At 35.0% G+C, this 21,707-nt stretch carries 16 protein-coding genes; 6 read left to right on the plus strand and 10 right to left on the minus strand.

All coding sequences use genetic code 11. From position 1 onward, the window contains the following. Positions 1-20 precede the first annotated feature (20 nt). Complete coding sequence (locus UABHE_RS18355) at positions 21-2,366, plus strand: hypothetical protein (RefSeq protein ID WP_372364693.1); 2,346 nt, start codon at positions 21-23, stop codon at positions 2,364-2,366. Positions 2,367-3,173: 807 nt separating this feature from the next. Beyond that, positions 3,174-3,671, plus strand: coding sequence for a hypothetical protein (locus UABHE_RS18360; RefSeq protein ID WP_372364694.1), 498 nt, complete (start codon positions 3,174-3,176; stop codon positions 3,669-3,671). A gap of 398 nt (positions 3,672-4,069) precedes the next feature. Here UABHE_RS18360 and gorA read toward each other — a convergent pair whose 3' ends face one another. From gorA to UABHE_RS18380, 4 genes are all read right to left on the minus strand, one after another. After that, positions 4,070-5,422, minus strand: coding sequence for a glutathione-disulfide reductase (gorA, locus tag UABHE_RS18365; protein ID WP_372364695.1), 1,353 nt, complete (start codon positions 5,420-5,422; stop codon positions 4,070-4,072). A gap of 160 nt (positions 5,423-5,582) precedes the next feature. After that, on the minus strand, positions 5,583-7,400 hold the full coding sequence (locus UABHE_RS18370) for an exosortase-associated EpsI family protein (protein ID WP_372364696.1): 1,818 nt from the start codon (positions 7,398-7,400) through the stop codon (positions 5,583-5,585). A 3-nt stretch (positions 7,401-7,403) separates the two neighbouring features. Continuing rightward, on the minus strand, positions 7,404-9,302 hold the full coding sequence (locus tag UABHE_RS18375) for a hypothetical protein (protein ID WP_372364697.1): 1,899 nt from the start codon (positions 9,300-9,302) through the stop codon (positions 7,404-7,406). Between the two features lie 142 nt (positions 9,303-9,444). Then, positions 9,445-10,233, minus strand: coding sequence for a DUF4114 domain-containing protein (locus UABHE_RS18380; protein ID WP_372364698.1), 789 nt, complete (start codon positions 10,231-10,233; stop codon positions 9,445-9,447). Positions 10,234-10,722: 489 nt separating this feature from the next. Here UABHE_RS18380 and UABHE_RS18385 point away from each other — a divergent pair, with 489 nt between their 5' ends. Both UABHE_RS18385 and UABHE_RS18390 read left to right on the plus strand, forming a co-directional pair. Beyond that, a complete protein-coding gene (locus UABHE_RS18385) occupies positions 10,723-11,610 on the plus strand; it encodes a metal-dependent hydrolase (protein WP_372364699.1) in 888 nt (295 codons plus the stop codon). Further along, the gene (locus UABHE_RS18390; protein ID WP_372364700.1) at positions 11,585-11,959 is read left to right on the plus strand and encodes a hypothetical protein; all 375 of its coding nucleotides are present in this window, start codon (positions 11,585-11,587) and stop codon (positions 11,957-11,959) included. The genes UABHE_RS18385 and UABHE_RS18390 overlap by 26 nt, the downstream gene beginning before the upstream one ends. 62 nt (positions 11,960-12,021) lie before the next feature. Here UABHE_RS18390 and UABHE_RS18395 read toward each other — a convergent pair whose 3' ends face one another. After that, positions 12,022-13,170, minus strand: coding sequence for a DNA alkylation repair protein (locus UABHE_RS18395; RefSeq protein WP_372364701.1), 1,149 nt, complete (start codon positions 13,168-13,170; stop codon positions 12,022-12,024). 39 nt (positions 13,171-13,209) lie between these two features. After that, positions 13,210-13,959 (minus strand): RNA polymerase sigma factor, encoded by a 750-nt coding sequence (locus tag UABHE_RS18400; protein ID WP_372364702.1) that lies wholly within the window; start codon positions 13,957-13,959, stop codon positions 13,210-13,212. Positions 13,960-14,040: 81 nt separating this feature from the next. Between UABHE_RS18400 and UABHE_RS18405 the strand changes: the two genes are divergently transcribed. Beyond that, positions 14,041-16,683 carry an STN domain-containing protein gene (locus UABHE_RS18405; RefSeq protein ID WP_372364703.1) on the plus strand — a complete coding sequence of 881 codons (2,643 nt, stop codon included), beginning with the start codon at positions 14,041-14,043 and terminating at the stop codon, positions 16,681-16,683. Between the two features lie 135 nt (positions 16,684-16,818). On the opposite strand, the gene UABHE_RS18410 is transcribed toward UABHE_RS18405, so the two are convergent. Continuing rightward, a complete protein-coding gene (locus UABHE_RS18410) occupies positions 16,819-17,073 on the minus strand; it encodes a hypothetical protein (RefSeq protein ID WP_372364704.1) in 255 nt (84 codons plus the stop codon). A 709-nt stretch (positions 17,074-17,782) separates the two neighbouring features. On the opposite strand from UABHE_RS18410, the gene UABHE_RS18415 reads away from it, so the two are divergent. Further along, complete coding sequence (locus UABHE_RS18415) at positions 17,783-18,166, plus strand: hypothetical protein (protein ID WP_372364705.1); 384 nt, start codon at positions 17,783-17,785, stop codon at positions 18,164-18,166. 54 nt (positions 18,167-18,220) lie between these two features. Here the strand turns inward: UABHE_RS18415 and UABHE_RS18420 are convergent, their stop codons facing one another. The 3 genes from UABHE_RS18420 to recN form a co-directional block, all read right to left on the minus strand. Further along, the gene (locus tag UABHE_RS18420; protein ID WP_372364707.1) at positions 18,221-18,457 is read right to left on the minus strand and encodes a hypothetical protein; all 237 of its coding nucleotides are present in this window, start codon (positions 18,455-18,457) and stop codon (positions 18,221-18,223) included. 54 nt (positions 18,458-18,511) lie between these two features. Continuing rightward, the gene (locus UABHE_RS18425; RefSeq protein WP_372364708.1) at positions 18,512-19,837 is read right to left on the minus strand and encodes a M28 family peptidase; all 1,326 of its coding nucleotides are present in this window, start codon (positions 19,835-19,837) and stop codon (positions 18,512-18,514) included. Between the two features lie 143 nt (positions 19,838-19,980). Continuing rightward, positions 19,981-21,687 carry a DNA repair protein RecN gene (gene recN, locus UABHE_RS18430; protein WP_372364709.1) on the minus strand — a complete coding sequence of 569 codons (1,707 nt, stop codon included), beginning with the start codon at positions 21,685-21,687 and terminating at the stop codon, positions 19,981-19,983. Between the last annotated feature and the right edge of the window lie 20 nt (positions 21,688-21,707).

The following is a 21,707-nucleotide window of genomic DNA, read 5'->3' on the forward strand; positions in this document are numbered from 1 at the left end:
CTTCTATGAAAGGTAGTGGTATGTTAAAAAAAATACAGTGCATGGTCTTGTGTTTTATTTTATGCGCGGCTGCTGTAGCCCAAGATTTTGACGATAGTTTTGTTGAAAATACATTCATCGCGGAAGGAAAAGGCAGTACTCAAAAAGGGGCTATTGTTCGAGCGCGTGTTGAAGCTATGTTAAAATTTTTAAAACTTAACATGGACAGCGGTGATTACAACTCACATAATCAAGAAATTCAAACATTTCTAGTGGAGAATTATCGTGAGTACACACACGACAATGTGAATATCGTGCAACCATATCATGACCGTGAAATTCGTATTATGGTTGAGGTTAAAGGCGACGATCTTCTCGGAGATATTAAAAACAGGTTTTTGCGCGCACGTAGCAAAACAGCAGGAATATGGGTTTCAGTAAACGCAGATACACGTATGAAAAGTAATCGCAGTTTAGACATGGTTTTAGCAACCATACAAGACGAATTGGGAAAACATTTCACTGTACGCGATACTCAAGCGATGAAAAATCTAATGAAAAAAGAAGGACAAATGTTAGATTTATCGGCGAGCTCTGATCCAAAAAACCATACGTGGCGTAAGCTTAGTTCTATACCTGTTGCAATGTATTTTTGGCTAAAAATGGGTTATAAATACGATGAAGGAACAGGGAGCCGCGTTTTTAGAGCACGTATTGGTGCGCGAGCTGTACATGTAGTTACCGCCCAAGAGCTTTTTAATTTTCAACACGAAAGAGTTGGTTCTGCACGCGAAGGAACAGTGATAAGAACCTCTGTAGAGGTTGCCAATAAAATAGTAGAGCAAGTTTCGCAGTACAATACTATCTTGCCTGAAGGTGAATATACTTATAAGTTTGTGAATTTCGAGAAAAAACAAGATCGCGATCGCATTCGTCAAACTTTGCTTGATATGAAAAATGGTCGACGTAACTACCTTGATATTCTTCCTGGAGGAATTGGTGGAGGCGAGAGTTATTTTACATACCGCGTTAAGTGGTTGCGTAGTCACTCGCAATTTGAAATGATACAAATTGTTCTCGAACATCTTGAAGCAAATCAAGTGGTTGTAAAATGCGATAAGTTCACTCAAAAAGTAATGATTTTCGAGCCGCCAAATAGTAATTGGAACGGTGGCAGCAGTGGCGGAAATTACACTCCTCCTCGACCACCTGTTCACGATGAACCAGTTTACGAGGACGATTGCGATTATATAATTGCCAACGGAAAAGCACGAACTAGAAAAAGTGCAATCACTCGTGCGTGGCGCAGTGCAATGTTTAAGTTTTTGAGAAACAATGTTGAATTCGAATATTTTGAGCCAAACCAAAGTAAAATTGAACGTTTTTTAGCAGAAAATTGGGAAGAATACACACTTATAGAACCAGAAAACGCTATTATTGTTCGCCGTTTCGATGGCAGAAAAATTCGCATTAAAGTGTGTATTGAGCAAGACGCTCTTTTACAAGATGTTTACAATCTTGTCAAAAAAGCTGACGATAAGTTAAAAGGAATGTGGGTAGCAATTGTCGCCGACAAAGAAAACAATTCTTACCAAGGAACAAAACCAAGTAGTAAAGATGAATTTACTGACCGCGACGTTATGTTTGATTCCTTACAAAATCTTCTTGGTAAACATATGCAAATTCGCGATTTGCGCGCTATCGATCGTTTGATGAAGAAAGAAGCGCAAATGCTAGGTTTAGCTGCTGGTGCTGATCCGCAAGCTTACATTGCCCGTAAATTTGCGCAAGTGCAGATTGCCGTATACTTATGGTTGACAACGAAACGCGTTTCGCGCGATCCAGCAACAGGCACAGCTGTTTGGTATGCAACAGTAGGATGCCGTTTAGTTCATTTACAAACCGCACAAGAACTAATAAAATTTCAAATAACCTCAGGTGATAAAACAAGTATCAAGCCGGTGGGAGTGTTTGGTGGTTTGACAGAACGTATGGCAAGAGCGCAAGCAATTAAAAATGTAGTACGCGCTTGTTATGATCGAATTTATAATCAAATTCGTACTCGTAGAACAGTTTTACAAGAAAATATATACACTATCAAATTTGTTAACTTTAGCGGACGTCAGGAACGCAGAATCAAAGACGCCATTCTCGACCTAAAATCAGGAAAACGTTCATATTGTAAAATAGAAGCGTCTTCAGGTGGTGGAAGTGGCTATATCGAGTACAAACTAAAGTGGAGACGTACCCGAGATACTCAGTCCGACATTATTGATATAATTATTGGCTATTGCGATGATAATGAAGTTGAAGTTGATAGCAATAAATCAACAAAAGGTGTTATTTACTTTGAACCTATTGATGATGATGAGGATGATGACTTTTAAATAGGTAATCAATTTCATAATAAAAGCACTCTTTTTGTTAGAGTGTTTTTATTATGATATCCAAAATTCGCTAGATGTGTTATTTCACCACCTAAAATTTTACCACTCAATCTGGTTCCTTCCAATAGTTCGAATAAATATGAACCAACTTAGCATTGAATTACTTATTGATTTTAAAATGGATCGTGCTTTTCCTGCTCCGAATATTGAGAAGCCAATACTTTTCACATTTTGATAACTTTTTTCATACTCGTAAATACATCGATATCCAGTTATATGCATCACTAAAACGTCATCAAAAAATCTATTCTTCTTGTAATCTTTAGATATTTATATGGACCTTCTAAATATTTATTTACTTCCTCTTCGCTCTCCAGCAATAAATTAGAAATATATAGCATTATTGGTAGACATATTGTTATATTAGACATTGATAGTTCCCTTCAAAGTTGCCTTCCTTGCCGAAGGCTTTTTATTCTTGGGTTAGGGAACTATTATAACTTTTTCCTTCCAGGTACTTTTATACTCTTTCCTTTTTATTTTCTCCGTTAGAAACGATTTACCAAATCTCGGTTAAGTTTTTGTATGATTTTTTGTACAGAAAAAACGTATTTTTGACACCACATTTTTTTGGCAGTAAATTCGGCTCAAAATGGCAAATCGACAACTATTTTTTATTGATACCTTTTCTTTTATTTAAACCAACATATCTCGTTCTATGAACGTCTAAAGGAGCGTATAGCTTTGAAAATAAGTCTCCCAGTACCAGCTCTTTTTAACATTAAAATTTAGATGAGGAGTAAAACTATGAAAAGATCGTTTTTAGTTAATTTTTTGCCCTTGCTTTTTTCTTCTATAATTTCTTGGGTTATTATAATTATTGGTATGCAATCCCGTTCTGGTGTTGGACCAGCTGGTATAGGTGATGGAATAGTAACTCTGATCATGGCCTTTATCATATTTAATTTATCATATCTACTTGCGTCTACGTGTGCTAGTGTAACATTCGACATTAAAAACAAAAATATCGAGAATATTTTTCCTCATTCTGTTAAACGCTTCTTATTAACACTAATCTGCATGCCTATATTTACAGGAATCATAATGGCTCCAGTTGTTGCGATTTTGCAAAATGGAAGAACTCACGTAGACGTAGGTAGATTAGACGTGAAATATTGGGCATTGGCGTGGTTTATTGGGATCTTTATTGCTGGAGAAATAAATCAATTCTTGACTGTTTATTTAATGAAAAACAAAATATCAGTCTCTATCTCCGCGAATATCAAGTCTCAGGAAAAAAAATAATTTGGTAAAAGTTAAAACTTATTGCTTTCAGAGCATTTTTGAACAATCTAGACTTTAATGTCATTGAGCTAAGTGATTTTTGTTTATAGGGGTTTGAAGCTACAAAAAGGTATTATTGGTGAAGTAAGACTTATTGAAAGGTGCTTTAAACTTGGCGATTGTGCTCTCGCAGAATTAATGAAAATACTTGAATCGGATTTTGAATTACAAAAAAGCTAAGCCAATTCTCAATAGCCCAACTTCAAAAAAAATTTCGCCGATTTTTTTGCAACAGTGCCGACTATTTTCCTGGTAAACCTCAAAATCTAAAAGAATTTAAGACAACCACCAAATAGTATTAATTCTGTTTGGTGGTTGTCGTACAAAGCAAAATTATTTGCAATTACAAGAGGAAATGCTTATGTCATTGTTACAAATTCTTCAGCTGCTGATGGGTGCAAAGCAACCACATCATCTAAATCAGCTTTGGATAATCCCAAACGTACGGCAATACCAAACCCTTGAATGATTTCGGCGCTGTCAGGACCGATAAGGTGCATTCCAAGTACTTTTTCGCCTTCTTTTTCTACAATCATTTTCATCACCATCTTGGCTTGTTTTTTAGTAATAGTGTGTACCATTGGTGTAAAGCGCGCGCGGTAAACTTTAATATTATCTTGTCCGTATTTCTCTACGGCTTCTTCTTCGCTAATGCCGCACGTACCTATTTCAAGTGGAGAAAATATTGCTGTTGGTACTGCGCTGTAGTTCATTAATTTGCTTTTTTGTGCAAATAAACGATCTGCTAGTAAGCGTCCACATTTAATAGCCACTGGAGTAAGTTCTAGTTTACCAACAACATCACCAATCGCATATATTGCTGGATCGGCGGTGGTATCATCTTCGCCTGCGATAATTTCTTTGCGCTTCCCTTGTTTTACCTGAGTATTTTCTAGTTGTAATGGCTCTACATTTGGATTGCGACCTACTGCCAGTAATACACAATCTGCTTGTTGTAGTTCTTCATTACCATTGTTACTGATAGTCACATCTAAAGAGGTCTCTGTTTTTTCAACTTTATTCACATTAGAAGAAAACAAGATCTTAATTCCTTCTTGCTGTAAATAGTTTTCAAGATGCTCGATGATCTCGCGGTCAAAATTTTTGAGTAATTTGTCACCACGTGCTACAAGAGTTACTTCTGAGCCTAGCGCATTTAAAATGCCTGCTAATTCGATTGCAATATAGCCAGCACCTACAACAATCGCTTTTTTAGGGCATTCTTCTAATGCAAAAAAACCGTCGCTGTTAATTGTATGCTCAATACCAGGTATGTTAAGAGAATTTGGTTTTCCGCCAGAGGCAATTAAAACGTACTTACCAGAAATTTTTTGACCATTTACATCGATGGTGTGCGAATCTACAAATTTTGCCCAACCTTCGATAATTGTAATGTTTGAGTTGCGTAAGTTTTTTTCGTAAATACCGTTCAAGCGCACAATGTCAGTGTCGCGCTTTTCTTTAAAAAACTTCCAATCAAAACCACCATATTTGACATCCCAACCAAAATGCTGTGCGTATTCTAAAGACTCTCCTAGAAGTGCAGCGATGTGCATCATTTTTTTTGGTACACAACCAACATTTACACATGTACCACCCAAGCGATGTCCCTCAATAAGAGCGACTTTGGCGCCGTAGCTTGCTGCTCTTCTCGCAGAAGCAATTCCGCCACTACCACCACCGATTACAACATAATCATAGTCAAAAGACATACAACATCTCCTTGTTTGTTTTTAGATTTTTAATAGGGCGCACCCTAATGAACATTGATAGTATTTCAAAAAACGGTGTTTAAAACACTGCTAAAATTTAGAATTTTCATATTTAGTCGCCAGTATATGTTATTTCTTACAAAATATGAAATTTCACTTTCTATAACTCCTGAATCTGAGGCATTAGGCTTAAAACTCGATTCCAGTCTACATTTTTTTTATCTACGGTTTGTAGAATAATAAGTATCGGTTCTTTATACAAATAACCTAGACTAATACGCCGAATAGTTGTTTCATACCAATAACGAATTGGACTACTATAAGTAGATTGTTGATTGCTAAACCAATAAACAACTTCCTTTACTTGTTTCTTGCGTTGTAGTTTTACCCAGCGTATTGTTCCTAAATCTTTCTGTATTTCGCGTGTAGCAACAATTTGCCATCCAGCGCCAACAATACAGTAGTTTGGATCATGAACAGCGTGGCGATCTTTTGTTCCATCAATAGCCAATAGGACAAATCGCTGTTTACCTACTCTGTAAAAGCGTTTTATCACCTTTGCTTTACCAAAACTACTTTGTTCTTTTTGGGTAAGTGCGATATCTTGACTGATAAAACCGAACCCTTTTCGCGAAAGATTACTCAATCTATCTTGCGTTTTATAAGGTAAAAATGGCCAAATACACACCACAATTAAAAGAACAGTAAATGTAGCCGCTACTTGGGGTTTGTAGAAGCTACGAGCGCTTTTGGGGGGGCTTTTTCGCATTACAAGTAGTGAAGTGCTTCCCACAATAATTAGTTTCAGTATTAGAATATAGTTTACAATGTAATAGGTTGTAAACCAGCTAAAAGCGGGCATCCATACTACCGCACATACTCCCCAAAGCGCACCTCTAAAGTTTATTCTAGCAGTAATCGAATAGACAAATATAGCAAAACCAAGATAGCAGAGAGTATTTAAGTCACCTATTTGTCCGAGGAATGTGCAAAAAACCGCAAGGCTTAGCAGTGCAAAATTATTGTGTATTTCACGATCTTTATACAAACGAAAAACGCAAGGGAGCAGCCATAATGTTAGTACCAACCAACCGTACTGTTCAAGGGGAGATCTCCACCATCCAGCAAACAATTCTCTTAAATTGAAGAGAATGTAACAAAAAGAAATTGTTGTTATTATTTTCTCGCTAAAAAAACGTTGCCACTTTTCTTGAAAAAAAGCAATAGTAAAAGTAAAACCAAACATAAATGTAAGAAGAATTAAGCTTCCCCAAGTGTGAAACAAACCGAGGGCAAATTCTTCTCCTACAACTAAAGCGGCAAAACCAATTAAAACAATCCTGAGTGTATTCGCCCACCACGCAAGCAAGGTAAGTAAAAACAAATTCAAGGGGACATTTAGTTTTTCTTGTAAACGCATGTGTAAAATAGCAAAGCCAAGAATAAGTATCGCCTGTAAAGTACTTATCCCTGCACAAGCACTATCTACAGATAAAAAAACTCCCGAAACGATGAGAGATGTACCTTGTTGCTCAGCAGGAAAACCAATAAGTGTAAAAAATTTATAAGCGAATGTTGCTCCACTGATACGAAAAATCCAACCTATTTTTTCTGCATCTAAAGCTATCCATGGAAAAGCAAAAAACAAAAATACAATCAAGTGATGTTTACCTTGCTTGGGAGCAAAAATATTAAACCACAGCCAAGCAATAGAACAAACGCAACAAGCCAAAATGAAGGTTGATCCTAGTATAAATCCACTGGATAACAACAACAAACTTATCATTGGAACAGCGCCAGAAAAAGAATACTGCTCTTGAGTAATCTCCCAAGGTTTTGCTAACCAAAAAAACAATACAAAAGACATAAATAGTGGCACAGTGTCTTCTACGGAGTTAAGCCAACTTGTGTCATTTAGCCACGTGTATAAAGCAAGGGCGAGAAAAGTAGTTGCTAATAAATATTTTGTGTATCTCATTTTTTATTCTTCATTTTTATTCTTCATTTTTATTATATTATTCATATTTTCAGAAAACTTAGTTTGCTCTGGAAATTCTTGTTGTAAAATCTGCGTCCATTTCTCTGCTTCTTCCCAATCACGCCGAGCGAAAGCTTCTTTTGCAAGGAAAACTTTAGCTTCCACTGATTTAGTTGCAATATTTACATATATGTGTTCTGCTTTTTGTTTATTTCCCTGAAATATAAAAATGCGCGCTTGAATCTCTTGCCCTAAAACGCTAGTAAAAAAGCTTTTATGTAAGTGTAAATATTTTTCTGCCAGTTTATATTTTCGTTGTTGTAAGTGATATAAAGATAGCAACCATGCTGCTCGTTGTTCTTTACTGGCTAAATTTTTTAAAATACTAAGTCCTGAAGCTATATTGTTAATAGATATCAGGATTTCCGCTTTTAAGAGTTGCACAGATGTCATTTTGGGGTATTTTTTAGCAAAATCAATTGCAGATTCTTTACTACGTACAATACTCATCGCATGCATAATTCGTCGTGCGTACCATTCAGGAATATCATCGTTTGATAATTCTTGATGTAAGGAAACTGCTGCTTCCAACCAATTAAAACACAATAATTGTGCTGCAAATGCATTAGGAGATTTTATAAACTCTAACATTTCTTTATTGTTTCCAGGGGAAAGTTGCATGCGTTCTCGCTTAGCTTTATCATCAAGAGAATGACAGAGCTCGCAACAACTAGTGCGATCATTTACTTCTAGAAATGCAATGCCTCCTTGAGTAAAACCTTGGTATTTTTGATAAAATAATAAACGATGTAGATTGTTTTGTAGCTGAGGTTTGAAATTTTCTGTTCTATTTTTTTGCAACCATTGCAATGCTTCATCGTATTGTCTATTTTTGATCAAATTGAGAGTTCGTAGCCAGTAGAGATAAACATTTTTATGCTTAGTCATAATTTGCGAGCATTCTTTATTCCAAAAAATTTGCTTTGGCAATTTTATAATGGTTTTGACAATGTCATCATCTATATCTAGTTTTATTTTTTTATCTACGGCAATTTTCTGATAAAAAGCTAACTTTTGAAAGATGTACACCGGGGCATTTTTGTCGACATTTTTCCATGTATTAATAGCAGCAAGATAGTTATCTTGACGAATATAAAACTCAGAAAGTTGGTCTACAGCCAAAGGATTTTTCGCATCGGATAAGTAAGCGGCGACATATTCAACGCGCGCTTCCTTGATTTTGCCTAAACTTTCTAAAATTTGACCACGGAATGAACGCAAATCACTATTTTTTGAATCATAGTTGTAACCGTTCTCAAGATATTGCCATGCTTTTTGGAGATTGTTTTTTTCCATTTCCAACAAGGCTAGTCGCGTCCATATTTCAGCGTGTGTAGGCGATTTTTCACTATAGCTAAGTAGTTTTTCTCTAGCTTTTTGTTGTTGCTGCTTTTTTATTAAAGCGTCTATTTCTAATAAAAACCATTGTAGTGTGAGGGTTTTTTTATCGCGCCACTGTTTCGCGATCTTTTGGTGTTTTTTCCAAAGTTTTGACTCAATAAAAGCCCTTGTTACCCATATCGATGCTTGTTCGTACTGCAAAAACAACCCAGGATTTTGTTCGTACAAAAAAGCTAAACGTGGGATATTACGCAATTTTTGTAAGATTTTTATTTCGAGATGTTGCCATTTAGAATTGCGATATTTGTCTTTTCCTAAAATCTTTTTATAAGTATAGGCAACGATCAAGGATTTTCGAAAATCTTTTTCCTGATAGAATTGTTGTGCTTTGTGATAGCGATATTTTTCTTGTTTTACAATAACGCTATCGCGCCAAACCTTTGCAGAAATGACGACTGTTATAGTTACAATAACTATAAGAAAGATCCATTTTTTTTTCACGAGCTTCTCCACTGATCTTACGAAGTAAATCATTATTTCAAGAATTATTACCATAAAAAAAGCGTTTTAGACATGTTATATTACCATAACATATCTAAAACGCCTATTGTACATCGCGAAAATTATTTGTTTGTCAGGTGAGTTACGCAATTGTGGTTTTATGCAAATTTTGTTTTCTATACGCAAAAATAAATACGAGGAAAAAAGCAATAAAAATAACAGTTGTTCCTGGTTCTGGAGCACCAACAATACTGTCGAGGTTTTCTTGTCCCACATCTACAGCAAAAAGAATATCATTAAAGTCTAAGTCACCACCGCCAAGTAAATCTTCAAAACCGATAAGTAAATAAGGGCTGCCTGGAGAAACAAAGGCAATCATGTGTTGTAAACCATCAGGATTATTATCTGTAGAAAAAACAGTATTTCCACCAAAAGCTCCATTCGCAATTAGAAAAAAATCTAATTGTGTTCCCTTTTCTAAAGAACCTAGTTCTACAAAATCACCTTGTTGTAAAGGTGTATTCTGCGAACGTCTAGAACCTGCAGATGCATCAGGAAAAATAAGTTGAGAGCTTTCATTAATTCCGCTTTGCCCGTTAGTATTAAAACCCAAAGTATTGTGAAAGCCTGCGCCTTCAGAAATAAAATATACTCTAGAGTCATTACTCGATTTTAACACGAGTTTAGAGGGATCAACGTTGAATGAACTTGCATTTTCAAAAGCAGCTGTTTCGCCTAAATTAGCAGTAATAAACTGTTGAAATAATGGTAAATGATTTTGCTGGAAATCCGCTGACTTAGCATCTGAGGCGGCTAACTGAACTGGATTTACAATATCAAGGCCAAAAGGTCGTACTGCAGATTGCACAGGTGAATCCTGGGCAAATGTTAATGCCAATAAAATCAAAAATAAAGAAGATATCTTATACATAAATTCTCCTAACCTTCGGATAATTTTTAGTAGTAAATTTTATAATACTAGATCGATATTTTGTGTAAGCAAATTTCGCGCCATTAACTTTTTTTGGCTAGGGCATGTTATCAATTAAGAAAATTCTTACGTTGTTGTCAAAGTTCAAAATTTTAAAGGGTTATGACGTGGTTGCTGTAGCTTCGTAGTTGTTGCCTTGATCGATTTCAAAAATAGTCTGAGTCTAGTATATACTACTTTATAATCGATTACGGTTACCACTACGGAAGAGTCATAGTGGCTATTTGGTTGATGACAGGTCCTAATATAAATAGTATTATATCAGAGAACGGGATCGTTTTTCTATTTTAAATATCAACACACTTTAATAATTTTGTATACTTAACGGCACACTTATAACAATTATATAGATAACATACTACTGGATAGACGGTTTTTTGTCGTTATCAAGAGACAGGGAACCGTCAGAATGAAATGGAGAGTTTTCCAATGGATATAGTTACTCATGCAATGATTGGAGTAATCATCGGACTTCCTCTTACACATACAGCTCCTGTTCTTTCATCAGGCTTTATTCTTGGCTCCGTATTACCAGACGTAGATGCTTTTTCTCGTTTATTTGGAAAGTATGCTTTTTTGAAGTTTCACCAAACATATACACATAGTGTACCTCTTATTTTGCTATCTATGTGCATTGTAACAGCCATAATGTATTTTACTTTCCCTTTATTGACTCTTTTTCCTGTTGGTATAGCTGCGGGGATGATAGGTCATGCTTTTTTGGACCTAACAAATACCTACGGAATCAAAATTCTTTTGCCTTTTTCACGTAAACGTCTTTGTTATGAGTGGATGTTTTTTGTAGATACTCCCGCTGTTATTTTATGTGGAGGTTACTTTTTTTTTATTGCAAGTAAACTACACACAGCTTCACCAATACCAACGTCGACAAGCTACACATTTTGCATTATTTTGGCAATGGTATGTTTTGTGCGTTGTTATATGCGGAATATGGCACAAAGAATAGCTCCACAAAATACACTTTCTCTTATTCCCAGCGCGTTAAAGCCATGGTTGTATTTTGGCAGTTTATACAATGTTACACATATAACTACTTTTAAATTATCGATACTATCAAAAACTATTTTTGAAGAACAACAAATCGCTATTCTCGATGAAAAATACCCTCAAATCACCAATTGCGAGGATTTTAAAACAATGCAAAGTTTATCACCTCTTTATCATGTTGTTGAAGAAAAAGAAAATGTCGTTGTATCTCGTGATTTGCGCATTCGCAATTTTAATACGAACTTTGGACGTCTTGATATAACATTAAGTGAGGAGAAACAAATTGTTAAAACTTTCCTTAACGTCTAGTAAAGTATCAGGGTTTCGGCTATCTATAATTGATATTGTATTTTTGACTTTTGCAGCGATCTTAACTTATGTTGCTTATCCATTTATGGATGTATTTACTTGGATTATTCCCTTTGTCGTTGTTCATTTCTTTCTCTTTTGTAATGTCTTTCGCGTACACCGTAATTCTGAAATTCTTTGGGCAATCGTTTTTTGTGCAAATGTGATTGTTCATTTTCACATATTTACTTTTCAGTGGTTAACAGTGCTTATGATACAAATTCCAATAACAATTATTATCATTTTACGACAAATATTTTTCTTACACTATCGAGGAATATTTAGTCAGTACAAAAAGAACACAAAGTAAACGTTTCACGTAAGTGGTTTATCAGAAGCATTTACCCATTGGCATTTTTTTAAATTTCTAAGTTACTTAGAAAGGCTTAAATAGAATTCCTGCTTTTTCACTTCCTCGCCGTTTATGATAATTGCTAAATAATGTTTACCTTCGTAATATTTTCTTGTAGAGATAATGCGAAATGAGTGGCGTTTTAGAAGAAGTATTTTTGTTTCGTCAAAATTAGATTCTTTTAACTTAAAAATTTTAGGATTACATTTACCATTAGACCTTAAGTAGTAAATAGCATATTCAATGCGAAGATTGCCTAGTTTCTTGTTTTTAGTTTTTAATTCAAAGCTAAATTCAAGATTTTCCCCCATTAAAATTTCATGCTCATACTTTAGGTTTTTTATTCTTACATGCTTTGCTGATGATAAACCAATCATTCTTAAAGCATCTTTGTTACCTCTTTTCAAAAGTGTCCGTAACGCATGACGGACAATGAAATTCATTTCTTTTGGGTTTTGTTTTTTGGTCTTTTGCCACCTTTTAAGAGTTTTAATAGTTAACTGCGCATCTACTTTGGAAATATCGTTGAGGCTATTTGCCACAGAACGTGTAACGTAACGCGTTTTATCATAGTAAAGTTTATCCAGAATGGTTAATATTTGTTGCGGTTGCCAACTTATTTTTGGAGCCCAAGGTAAAATCATTCTGGAACCTTCGCTTGCTAAGCGCCTTTGATGATAATTTTTACTTGCTGTTAGTTTTAAAAAAGCTTTGAGAGTTTCTTCAGGAAAACTATTGATAAAAGAACGAATTGCTTTTTCTACAGAAAACCGTTTAGTAATTTCAAACAAGGCATCTATCGACAAGAAATAACTGTTTTTATCGCACCCAAATTCCGCGACAAATTCTGCGAAAGGTGCAATGATAAACTCGCCAAAGTCATTGTCTGTTTTTTTGGGATCTAATTCAGAAGGGAGAGCATTCACTACAATTTCTAACGCTCGTGGGTATTTTTGAGGAAGATACTTTTTAATCGTGCGAGCAATGTGGGTAATTCTTTCTTTTAGTTCTAGTTCTGGGAATTTTTCGATTACCTCTGCGATAAATTTTTTTTTTCTCAATTTAGGATAACTTTTCTTTAGAAGGCTGGCTAAGTAAGTTACTTTTTCCAAGCTAAATAGGATATCTTTTAAAGAAAACTGTTTTTCTGGTATAGGTGAAGATTTCATAATCAGCACTTTCTTCTTTGATAACAAACAGAGATTATATTATCGAGTTATTTCTAAAGAAATATCCCCAATATGCTTTTTTAACATTTGCATTTCTTCCTCTAGTAGTCTTTCTTCCCGATTTGGCAAAGTAGCAATAATTTCTTCTTTTATAAACTCAAAAAACAAATGTCTACCACGTGATAACTTTTTGTTTATATTATTTTCTGCTCTTGCTACTTCTAGAGAATCGTTGGTTTCTCGTTCATCCAAGATATTCATTTCTATTGCAATATTTTTAGCAGACAAGTGTGAAAAATATTTCTTTTTAAATAAATGATATGTGTTACGTTCAAAGGCTTTTAACCTACTTAAGGCTCTATTTACCAATACGTTGACATATTCTATTTCGTATTTTTGATAAGCATCTGTTTCTTTACTTGCTAATTGCAAGAAATCGTTATTTTGTGTCTTTGTTTTGGGAACGAGAGTTCCTAAGTAATCATTAGAGAATCTCCAAGCGATAGTATATAAAAAAGTCCTCAATTTTCCTTTATTTTTATCAACACGTGAGAATATAGATTGCCTTTTTTCTAATAAATACAAATAAAACTCTGCAAGCATTTCTTCTGTGTCGTCGCTGTGGTTTCGCGTTTGATTTTTATAAAAGCCCATTAATCTTTTGCTAAATAACAATCTTAGTGGTTTTTGAAATCGTTTTATGATATTTGTTAATGCTATTTGATTTTCAGAATTGAAATCTGAAGCTGCTATTTTTTGGATCTCAGACCACTGTGTTTCTTCATACATAAAAAAATCTCCAAAATTTTGTCAGGATTCTAGGTACTTGCCAATAATAGGGTAGAAAATCATTTTTTTTAGGAGAAGCTTATGAAAAAGCTTATTATTTTATGTTTTTGCTTTGTAACTGGTTTTGCACAATACGCTAAGAGTAGCAAAGAAATCGAAATACAACGCGTTTTAGAAAATGTATCGATTACTCTTGATCTTGTAGATGTACCATTTGACGATGTAATTCGTCTGATTCGTGTAACTGCGAACATTAACCTGCTTGTAGATCCTGTGGTTCTAAAAAAATTCCAAGATGAGGGGCAAAAAGTTACGTTTTCTGTAGAAAGTATTAAGCTCAAGACAGCTTTAAATTTACTCTGTGATTTTTTTGGTCTTACTTATGTTTTTCAACATGATGTGCTATTTGTAACAACAATAGAGTCAGAACTCGCATTTAGAAAACGATTTGTTCGTTTATATGATGTACGTAGTTTGCGGTTACCTACACAGTATATAGTGCAAGGAAAACAAAAGCAAACTTTCGTTTTTCAAAATGAATCTCATAAACAAAAACTAAAAAATGTTATTACTTCAATGATTGCACCTGGATCTTGGAATGATAATTCTATAGGTTTTCGCGGTGGATTTTTGGTTGTAAAAAATATAGAACACATACATCAACAAGTCGAAACATTTTTAAAACAATTAGAAAATTCACAACGACCATTAAGCTGCGAAATATTTATATATGAAGTAGAAAACTACAAAATGAACAATGGAAAAGAGTTTTTTTCTTCAAAAAAACTTATTCATCAAAGTTTAATTTCGGCATTGAGTAATGTAGTTTCTTCTGTAAGTACCAAGAAGGAGAACTTCAAATTTAACTTGGTGTTTTTACCAGTAATTATCAATGACACAACCGTTAAATTCCATAATCAATTTACTTGTTCTAATTTGTCTTCGGAATACGGTGATAAAGGAGTGTCGATAGTTTTGACTGATTATGAAACAACAATTAGTGCGCTGCCTTTACCAAACAACAAAACCTTGTTGATAAAAACAAAAATTTCATCTTCAGCAGCTATCCAAACAAAGAAAAATCAACAAGAAAGCGCGCAAAAAATAAAACGCATTTTACAAGAGTCACACCTTACAATGCACTTTACAGAAGCGCCATTGGTAGAAGTCGTTGATTTTTTACGCCACACAACAGGCCTTAACATTATTTTAAATCCTTCTGTTATGGATGAAAGTCTGAATGTAGACATACAGGTAAAAGAACTATCTCTAGCATCTATTTTAGATATAATGTTATTTCCTTTTAACTTTGAATACAAAATCGAAAATGGAATAGTGATTATTCAGAAAAAAAATAGTCCTCTCTCAATCGCTCACTCTTACTACATTCAAGATCTTTGTAAACTGAATAACAGTTTATTAATTGAAGAAAATGACTATTCTCTATACCAACAAAAAAAGCAGTTTTCATCCCTTGCAAAAACAACTAGTAAAGAGATTGTTGGCAAATTCTTCAAAAAAGATTTTTTATCGCCACAAGTCGAAAAAATAACTCGCGCATTACAAGATGAAAAAATTCCACAATGGTTGACTGTAGACTCGAAAAAACTAAATTTTATAGATTTGTATAGTGGTTACCTGTTTGTGCGAGCTCAATCCGGTTTTCATAGAGAGTTACGACAAACATTACATTCTCTACGCCAAAATTTATCGAAAAATGTACGCATTGAATGTTCATTTGCAAATGAAAAATTAACTTCGCGTTTGATAAAAAATGAAAGTAGCAGTGTTTTATATAGTAAACATCCAAACGAATTACTTTATCTATCGCTAAAACCAACAGTACAAAACAACCATATTTGGCTAGAGTTAAATTATCAAACTAAATTCTCACAAGGAAACATCACGACATTACTACAAGACAAGAAGGATACCGTTGTTGTTAATATCGACGGGCAAAAATTAAAAATACGCGCCCATATCATTCATATTGAAAACGAATACAAGGATTACTTAAAAAAGAAATTACAAAAAACACTCACAAATTTCTCTAACTCAGGAAAAGTGAATGATATAGTTGGTATTTGTAAAATCTTGCAAAAAATAGAGACATCTGAAATTTTCGAAGAAACTATCAAAGAAAAAGTGGTGCCTGTTGTTATTTCTCATATAAGTGACAAAAAAACGCACTCGCAGATTGTTGAAATTTTGTACATGCCGAAAACGTGTACTCCGCAGACAATATCTAGTCTAGAAAAAGCTATAAAAATCTCTGATCACACGCAACGCCGAAATCTAATAGAAGTTCTCGGTCATTATGTAGTAAACGATGCTAAGATAAGTGAAAAAGTAGCTTCTATTTTACTAGGTATGCTGCAATACCAAAAAGTTCAAGAAGTTATAATAAAAGTCCTTAGAGGACTGGTTCCGAATTTGAAAGATTCTAAACTTAAAAAAGATGTTATTAAGATAGTTGGAATAAACAAGGACAATGAGCAACCTGAGGAAAAAGAAGACGTGGATATTTGGGGGGACGATGACGAAGACGATGACGACTACGACGAAGATAGCGATGATGACTACGATGATGAAGATAGTGATGAAGAAGACGATGACGACGACTACGACGAAGATAGCGATAATGACTACGATGATGAAGATAGTGATGAAGAAGACGATGACGACTACGATGACGAAGATAGTGATAAAGGAGCTAACAATTAATTGGTGTGCTAATGCCATTAGCTCAAACTCAAAATTTTACCAGTGAAACTGCACCCGACTTTTATAAGTCGGGTGCAGTTTCACTGAACGCTTTGAGGTTGAGTTAATGAATTGTATAGAGTGCGTAGACAGATTTTAATGTTGCGGGAGCTGTGTTCGTAACCATGACCATAAAACTCCAACAATAAAACCATCCACAAATGCCCAAATACTTCCCCAAAAAAGAGCTTTGAACCCACTTGAGCTGTAATTAATATAAAAATTAGATACATGCGACATGATAGATATATGTCCCTCTACTTCCCAAGCTAATCTACCTGCTAAAGTATATAAAGCAAAAGTAATTCCAAAAATAACGCCAAATCGAAACGTTGGAGTTAATTGATACATGAATCATCCCCTTGAATGTAGATATGCTATCATCTTTTCTTAAATTATCTAACAACATACCTTAATACTGGTTTCTGAAAATTAACAAGACCTACTTAAAATTTATTCCTTATCTGACAGTATGCTCGTACTACAATTGATCTGACAAAGATAGGTATATTATTTATTCCACACATCTTACTCTTTTATTCGAGAACTTGACCACTCCTCAATTACTTACAAAGCTATGGTTATGTGCCTTCGTCGTTTGTTGCTTTGGAATAAAATTACTATATTAAGCAAGTTGCAAAAAATTTTTAGAAGTATACAGCTTACCTTTGAGTATCATAGCGGCGTCGAGTTTTCGGTTAGATAGCTAGAGTTATGTGCCTGTCAGGCTGTTTTTATTCTAACAATCAAATTCTACGTTGACTTGAAACGTGCTCAAAAAATTTTTGCGACTCACTTAAAAATGTCCAACTACTTTTGTCACATCACTTTATTTATATTGATTATAAAAGATCGCAAGCAAAAAACAATAAACTCTTGATAATCCCGACATTTTTTATTATCTTGTGTTGATCATATGTACTATCAATCAGTTTTTAAAGAACCTGAAATTCTTGGGAGTAATGTCCTCTTTCAGGCAGCACCTTCAAACCAATACAATATCGTTATTCCTCACAAACTACACCTACTTTTCATGTATCTAGCTAGAAAGGCTCATAATATGGCTAATTGGAAAGAGTTGGCGACTAAGTTAATTTTAGTAGATCGCGAAATAGATGCTCGAGAAACGCGCTTAATTAAGGAAATGATTTTAGAAGATAGTGTCATTGATGAGGAAGAGTTAGAATTTTTAATACATCTTCGCAACACAGCAAAAACAAAACATCAAAAGTTTGAGCAATTTTTCTTTAAGTCTTTAAGGAAATTTATGTTAAAAGACGGCAATATTACATCGAAAAAAGCACAAAAAATCCATGAAATAATTACTGTAGATGAAAAAATTGGTCGTCGAGAGCGTAAGTTTGTGCGCGAACTCCGTGTGGATGCTAAGAAGTGTTCGAAAAAATATGATGAATTATTTGTCGATATCTTGCAAATAAATTAGTAGAACGATACTCCTAATAAAGCAAAAGCATATGCTTTTGCTTTATTATGTGGTTTAATAACCGTAGGAGTCTTCCTGTTGCTGTTGTTGTTCTTTATATTTTTCTTGCTCTCGTTCGTAATCCTCATCTTCATCAAGATAACGGTGAGCACGATCAATATCTTCAATGTCGCGTACACCAGTTTGTGACCCACGAACACCGCCGCGATATCCTCGTTTTTGAGTACACGCAGATAATAACATTGAACAACCAAGTAGTAATATAACAAAAACAGATAAGATTTTATTCATACCCGCTCCTTATGTAGTCAATTCAGTTAGCAACAATCTTTTTCTCTACTAATATTACTTAACCAATTCTGCCATACTTAGAATGTAAGCCATACCTAGTTTAGCCATATTATGAGCGAAAGGAAAGTTACCACTCTTAGCAATTGTATCGTTTGCTGTGTGAATGTGTCTGTTATACGAATTAGGATTTTCAAAAGGAAAAATTGCAGGATATCCTTTACGGTGCCATGAACGGTGATCACTTGTTCCACCCTTAATTGGACCTTTTTTCCAAGTCGCTGTTGTGTATTGCTCAATTAATCTTGCTGCAAGATTAACATGTTGTGCGTTGGTATCATTAGTAATTAACCAAATCTCAGGCTTAGAAGCTGAAGAGTATAGACACATATCAATTTGTACCATACCAACAACGTTTTTACCTTGAGAGCTATAACGAGAAGCTACTTCACCAGAACCTACAAGTCCACCTTCTTCAGCAGCATATCCATGAAATTCGATAGTGCGTTTGAATTTATAGTTGTATGTAGAGATAATGCGCAGAAGTTCTTTCACTGTCGCTGTACCTGAAGCGTTATCATCAGCACCTGGTGCTTTGTTAGCACTGCTCCAGCCAGCAAGTGAATCGATATGACAACCAATGATCACTATTTCATCTGGATTAGTTGTACCTTCTAAACGAGCAATTACTGAAGGTTGAGGTGTTCCAGAGTGTTGAAATTGTGATACCGTTAAGCCGTTTCTTTCGTAGCTTTTAAGTGTGTTGTAGATATAATCTGCAGATTGACGTCCTGTCGAAGATCTGTGGTGACGGTTGTGGTATGCAGATAATTGTGAAATGTAAGCACTAATGTTGTCAATGTTTACCATATCAACAATTTCTTGAACGTCGCTTTGTGGTTCAGCAGTCATAAGTTTTTCAACTAATTCTGAAGCTAAAGCTGATGGTTGTACTCTTCTCTGGTTCATTGTTTCACTTGGTTTTGAAAGCTTAAGAATAGATCCACAACCAATACAACCACCTTCAGTATGAAGTAAAGAAGCAAGTTGATCAATTTTTTGCTCGTCAGTTAAACTCATGATTGCTTCGTTTTTCTTTTCATCGATAAAAAGAACTGTACCGAACTCATCTAATCTCGGTAAAATTTTGTCGGTGTTTAAAAAACGAATAGCAAACAAATCATCGCGATTCATCTCTTTTGCATCAAGGCTTCTTACTGATTTATCAACAACTATAGATATTTCTTCACCAGCGTAAAGAACGCTTGCGTCAAAATCATCGTTGCGTTGTTTTTCACGCACCTTCAAATAAGAAGGTAGCCCATCAGCTACAACAAAAGAAGAAAGTAAAACAATAAGTATGCTCATAGTCAAATTTTTCATTGACTGACCTCCTGGGTAATGAGGGTAAGTTAGGGGCGTGCCCTAATTACAACTTAAAAAAATAACTCTACATTTATTTTAAATAAGCGCGTTTTAGTGTTTGCGCTTACTAATATTATAGTAAACTATCCGTCAAAAATATACTATTTTTTCACTAATTTTTCCGCGAGAGCTAGAGCTTGCGTTTTTGATTGGTCTCCAGCAAGCATTCTTGCTACTTCGTTTAGTCTCTCACTATAATTCATTTTGACAATTTGCGACCTTGTTCGTTCGTTGAGAGTTTGCTTTTGTACTAAGAAATGGTGATTGGCTTCTGCTGCGACTTGTGCTGTGTGTGATATACAAATAATTTGCTGTGGTGGCATATCATCATCGACAATTTGCCTTAGTTTCTGCGCAACGGAAGTAGAAGCTTGCCCTGATATTCCGGAGTCAATTTCGTCAAAGATCACTGTAGGTACAGCAAACGCGCCACCAATAATTCTCTTGATTGCCAACATAATACGACTCATTTCACCGCCGGAAGCTACTTTTTCTAAAGAACGCAGTTCTTCACCTTTATTTGCCGAAAACAAAAAATAGACGTTTTCAGTGCCACTGCTATTTATGTAGTGTAATTTTCCTTCTATTGCATAAGCAATTGAATTGGCATCATCGGTTACTTTTTGTAAATCTATTACAAAGGATGCATTTTCCATAGCGAGATCGTGTAATTCTTTTTGGATAAGAGGCATTAATTTTTTTGCTGCTTTTTCGCGAGCATTGCTAAGTTTGAGCGCTGCGTGACATAAATTTTTCTTGGCTTTTTCAATAATATCGTGAAGAGCATCAAATCTTTGGTCTTTTTCTTCTAATACACTAAGTTCTTCATCTATTTCGTTATAGCGTTCAATTACCGACTCGTAAGTTCCACCATGGCGGTTTTGTAGTTCAATGACCTGGTCAAGACGATCCTGTACTTCTTCTATTTGTTCAGGATCAGCTCGTAGTTGTTTTTCATAACTATGCAAACTTCCTGCTGCCTCTTGTACTGCAATGAGTGCATTATCTAGGTCATTAGTGATGTGTTCTACAGAAGGATCAATCGCGGAAAGGTCTGTTAAATTAGAAACAACATCTGCTAGTTGTTCATGGATAGATTCGGATTTTTTATAAAGATCTTTTTCACAAGTTTTAGCTAATTCGCGGCAATGGTCTATATCGGAAAGTCGATTTAGTTCGTTGGTTAGTTCTTCTTCTTCGTTAGGTTGTAAGTCTATTTGTTCAATGTTGTTTTTTTGAAAATGTAAAAATTCTTTTTTTTCTAAACGCGTATTTTTTTCTGCTTTTAGTCGCGAAAATTCTTTTTCAAGCTCGATAACTTCGCGATATTTTTTCGCCACTTTATTACTATCTTGGTTAGCATAACGATCAAGAAGCTCAACATGTTGTTCAGCATTCATTAGTACACTTTGTTCATGTTGTCGGCCAAAATCAAGCAGTAATGGGGCGAGTTTGCGAATTTGATTGGTTGGTACTGCGGAGCAATTTACAAAAGCGCGCGAACGTCCGCTAATATGAATAGACCGACGAAGGATAATGGGTTCTTCTAAATCCGCTTCAATTCCCCACTCGTCGAGCAAACTACATACGGACTGTGCGTTAGAAAAAATCGCTTCAACAGAAGCTTCTTCTTCGCCAGAGCGAATAAGTTCTTTGTCGCTGCGTCCGCCGATAACTAAATTCAGTGCTGCAAGAAGAATAGATTTTCCAGCACCAGTTTCTCCGGTAATAACATTGAGCCCTATTCCGAAATGAGCTTCTACGGATTCAATGATTGCTAAGTTTTTAATTTTTAATTCTAATAACATACTACGCCACACAATAAAAA

The sequence above is a fragment of the Candidatus Uabimicrobium helgolandensis genome (assembly GCF_041508025.1).
GTDB classification, from domain to species: domain Bacteria; phylum Planctomycetota; class Uabimicrobiia; order Uabimicrobiales; family Uabimicrobiaceae; genus Uabimicrobium; species Uabimicrobium helgolandensis.

Coding starts and splice junctions, on each gene's coding strand:
- UABHE_RS18355 (WP_372364693.1), top strand. CDS start 21: ATGTTAAAAAAAATACAGTGCATGGTCTTGTGTTTTATTTTATGCGCG.
- UABHE_RS18360 (WP_372364694.1), top strand. CDS start 3,174: ATGAAAAGATCGTTTTTAGTTAATTTTTTGCCCTTGCTTTTTTCTTCT.
- gorA (WP_372364695.1), bottom strand. CDS start 5,422: ATGTCTTTTGACTATGATTATGTTGTAATCGGTGGTGGTAGTGGCGGA.
- UABHE_RS18370 (WP_372364696.1), bottom strand. CDS start 7,400: ATGAGATACACAAAATATTTATTAGCAACTACTTTTCTCGCCCTTGCT.
- UABHE_RS18380 (WP_372364698.1), bottom strand. CDS start 10,233: ATGTATAAGATATCTTCTTTATTTTTGATTTTATTGGCATTAACATTT.
- UABHE_RS18385 (WP_372364699.1), top strand. CDS start 10,723: ATGGATATAGTTACTCATGCAATGATTGGAGTAATCATCGGACTTCCT.
- UABHE_RS18395 (WP_372364701.1), bottom strand. CDS start 13,170: ATGAAATCTTCACCTATACCAGAAAAACAGTTTTCTTTAAAAGATATC.
- UABHE_RS18400 (WP_372364702.1), bottom strand. CDS start 13,959: ATGTATGAAGAAACACAGTGGTCTGAGATCCAAAAAATAGCAGCTTCA.
- UABHE_RS18405 (WP_372364703.1), top strand. CDS start 14,041: ATGAAAAAGCTTATTATTTTATGTTTTTGCTTTGTAACTGGTTTTGCA.
- UABHE_RS18410 (WP_372364704.1), bottom strand. CDS start 17,073: ATGTATCAATTAACTCCAACGTTTCGATTTGGCGTTATTTTTGGAATT.
- UABHE_RS18415 (WP_372364705.1), top strand. CDS start 17,783: ATGGCTAATTGGAAAGAGTTGGCGACTAAGTTAATTTTAGTAGATCGC.
- UABHE_RS18420 (WP_372364707.1), bottom strand. CDS start 18,457: ATGAATAAAATCTTATCTGTTTTTGTTATATTACTACTTGGTTGTTCA.
- UABHE_RS18425 (WP_372364708.1), bottom strand. CDS start 19,837: ATGAAAAATTTGACTATGAGCATACTTATTGTTTTACTTTCTTCTTTT.
- recN (WP_372364709.1), bottom strand. CDS start 21,687: ATGTTATTAGAATTAAAAATTAAAAACTTAGCAATCATTGAATCCGTA.